We start from the raw sequence: 3,293 nt of genomic DNA, 5'->3' as shown, positions 1-3,293 counted from the left end.
TTCACCAATCGGGTTTTTACAGGCTGTTGATTCCCCACTTAACTATTTCGTTTCTATTCACTATTTTGAATTGGGAGTCTTACAGCCTGTTAATACGGGATAAAAGAAGCGCTATACACATTGGATTAACAAAGGAGGGGATAAATTGAAGAAAATCATATTGCTGACACTATGTGCCATACATATTTTCCTCTCAATAGGGTTATTTTTTATCAGAAGGCAATATGCTTTCATCCCTACATCAACAAGTGTATGGCTACCTAGCTTGTTACTCGCTATTTTTTTATTTATTCTATTTTTATTTAAGCCTGTAAAATCACCAAAAGTATTAATGGTTATGTATCCATTATGCATGTTGCTGATTGGGACCATTGTTTACTATGACTTACCTGAATTTACATATGTGGAAGCTGTGCAAAAAATTGAGCAAGAAATTGGTGAAACAGTGCGATTAGAGATAGGCGATGAGCTAAAGGGACATCATCGGGCATACTTTATTTATACGGAGCAAGGGCAATATATTTTTGATATGAACACAGGGGAGTATGCGAAGAGATTGGTACAATGAAAATCCACTACACGTTAAAGTGAGAGTGGATTTTTAGTGTTGATTAAATAGGCTAAATCATCGCTATTTGTTAGTGGTAAAAGGTGCTGACTATTTGGAATGATTACGGCCTTTAGTTGATGTTTTTGTTCGAATGCAGTAACCCGTATTTGAGTTAGCTCATCTTCATATGCTTCTTCAGAAATACATAAAAATACAGGGATATCAAATATATCTGCACAAAAATCAATTGTGTCAACTTCTTTCGCTAAAGCGTTAACAACCTTTTCATTGGCATGATGTTTATAATATCCTTGTTCTTGCACAAAATTATGTAGAAAATATCGTTTGAAAAAATCGTAATCGGATAAGTTAGCAGCTAAAGTTTCGACAGCTTCTACAATATCCTCATAGCGCTCTGTCATCGGTAAGACAATGGATTCATCGTTATAATGCCTCTTAAAGAAATAGCCTCCATCTAATAGCCATAGTGATTCAACGCTTTTGGTGTAATTTGTATAATAACTTTGAATAACCCACGCTCCTATAGAATTCCCCATCCAGTGAGCTTTTTCAATACCTAGCTTTGTTAGTTGCTCATGTAAGTTTTTAATATAAGAATGAATTGAAAAATCTTCTACTATATATTGATGGTGCCCTGGCAAATCAAAGCATATCACTTTGTATGTATCAAGGTGTTGTGCTAGATTTTCATATATTTCTTTTCTTTCTCCCAAAGCAGGTATCATAATAAAAATCTTGTCCTGTATATGCTCATTATAAATTGTATATTGCAATGTATAGCCCCCTCAATTAATAAAACTGCCTTACTCGAAAGCAAAGCAGTTTCTTGGAATGCAGCGATTTTGAACACTACTGATCAATCTCAAAATTCATGGATATAGTGCTAAAAAGCACGATTATAGCTTCGTCAGCTCTAACACTGCACCAGAGCGAGCATCTGCTGCGAATTCAAATGATTCCATTTCGCCATTCATCATGCGTGAAATACCACCACGATAGACAGGAGCTGTTGTAAAGCCGTTGTTAAACTCTTCTGTTTTCATAAATACCCATGAACCATCAATCGGTGCCTCTTTTTTAAATTCTGCTTTAATTTGCTGTAATACTGTGTCTGCTGATAAGTAAGGGTCAACGCGCTCGCTTACTTCCTTAATAATAATGGCTGCTGCTAGCCCTGTCGCTACCCCAAAAACAAAATCTCTCAATTTCATTTTGCTTCCCTCCTTATAAGTAACTTTATCATATATGCTAGAGCATGTAAAAAATAGAAAATTCGGAGAGCGAAATAAATATTCTTTATGTTATAATGTTAACGTATATTAATTAGGGGAGTGTGTCGTAACATGAATCAAGAAACAATGCAGCTTTTTAAAACATTAACAGAGCTTCCAGGAGCACCTGGTAATGAGCGTGCAGTACGCAATTTTATGCGTGGCGAGCTTGAGAAATATGCCGATGAAGTGATTCAAGATAATTTAGGGGGGATTTTCGGTGTACGTAAATCAGCGCAAGCCGATGCGCCGAAAATTTTAGTAGCAGGTCATATGGACGAAGTAGGCTTTATGGTTACATCGATTACAGATAATGGACTGATTCGTTTTCAAACATTAGGTGGCTGGTGGAATCAAGTGATGCTAGCACAGCGCGTAACGCTATATGCAAAGGAGCGAGAAATTCCAGGTGTTATCGCTTCAGTACCGCCACATTTATTAACAGATGCAGAGCGAGCAAAGCCAATGGATATAAAAAATATGTTAATTGATATCGGTGCTGATTCAAAAGCAGATGCTGAGTCAATGGGTGTGCGTCCGGGTCAGTCAATTTTACCTGTATGCCCATTCACACCGATGGCTAATCCCCAAAAAATTATGGCAAAAGCTTGGGATAACCGCTATGGTTGTGGTTTAGCGATTGAGTTATTAAAAGAATTACAAGGTGAGCAGTTAGCAAATCATTTATATTCGGGTGCGAATGTAATGGAAGAAGTCGGCTTGCGCGGAGCTGGTGTTTCAGCAAATATGATTGAGCCAGATTTATTTTTTGCATTAGATGCATCACCTGCGAACGATACTTCGGGTGATAAATCACAATTTGGTCAATTAGGGCAAGGCGCATTAGTGCGTATTTTTGACCGCACGATGGTTACACACCGAGGTATGCGTGAATTTGTCTTAGATACAGCAGAATCAAATAATATTCCGTACCAATATTTTGTATCGCCAGGTGGCGGAACAGATGCTGGAAAAGTGCATACACAATTAAACGGCGTACCTTCAGCAGTTATTGGCATTTGCTCACGCTATATTCATACATCTTCATCTATTATTCATGTCGATGATTATGCAGCGGCAAAGGAATTATTAGTGAAGCTTGTAAAAACAGCGGATCGTACAACACTTGAAACGATAAAAGCTAACGTATAAAATAGGGTGTCTGAGAGGCGGTGTACTCGCCTGTTTCTCAGACACCTGTTTGCTGTTTTATGGATAGAAAAACGACAACGAATAACTAAAACGAGCGCTTTCAATGAATGTAGCTTGATTGGCTCACAGATAAGTCATGAGAAAGCGCAGATATGTTGAAGAATCCACAGATATCTGGGAAAGCGCAGATATACCCGAGGAATCCGCAGATATCCATGAGAAAGCGCAGATATATTGGGAAATTCGCAGATATATCCGAGAAAGTCGCAGATATCCATGAGAAAGCGCAGATATACCCG

Annotated in this window: 4 protein-coding genes; 2 read left to right on the top strand and 2 right to left on the bottom strand. The window is 38.1% G+C overall.

Annotated elements, in window-relative coordinates:
* Window positions 1-145 precede the first annotated feature (145 nt).
* Window positions 146-568, top strand: a complete 423-nt coding sequence (locus C9J34_RS17835; protein ID WP_107841533.1) for a hypothetical protein — start codon at window positions 146-148, stop codon at window positions 566-568.
* A gap of 14 nt (window positions 569-582) precedes the next feature.
* On the opposite strand, the gene C9J34_RS17830 is transcribed toward C9J34_RS17835, so the two are convergent.
* Window positions 583-1,344, bottom strand: coding sequence for an alpha/beta fold hydrolase (locus C9J34_RS17830; protein ID WP_107841532.1), 762 nt, complete (start codon window positions 1,342-1,344; stop codon window positions 583-585).
* A gap of 123 nt (window positions 1,345-1,467) precedes the next feature.
* Window positions 1,468-1,782: a hypothetical protein gene (locus C9J34_RS17825; RefSeq protein ID WP_107841531.1), complete on the bottom strand. Its 315-nt coding sequence runs from the start codon at window positions 1,780-1,782 to the stop codon at window positions 1,468-1,470.
* Window positions 1,783-1,914: 132 nt separating this feature from the next.
* Between C9J34_RS17825 and C9J34_RS17820 the strand changes: the two genes are divergently transcribed.
* On the top strand, window positions 1,915-2,994 hold the full coding sequence (locus tag C9J34_RS17820) for a M42 family metallopeptidase (RefSeq protein ID WP_107841530.1): 1,080 nt from the start codon (window positions 1,915-1,917) through the stop codon (window positions 2,992-2,994).
* The last annotated feature ends 299 nt before the right edge of the window (window positions 2,995-3,293 follow it).

It is taken from the genome of Metasolibacillus meyeri (assembly GCF_003049505.1).
In the GTDB taxonomy this organism is placed as follows: domain Bacteria; phylum Bacillota; class Bacilli; order Bacillales_A; family Planococcaceae; genus Metasolibacillus; species Metasolibacillus meyeri.
This window is presented reverse-complemented; position numbering and strand designations above follow the sequence as displayed.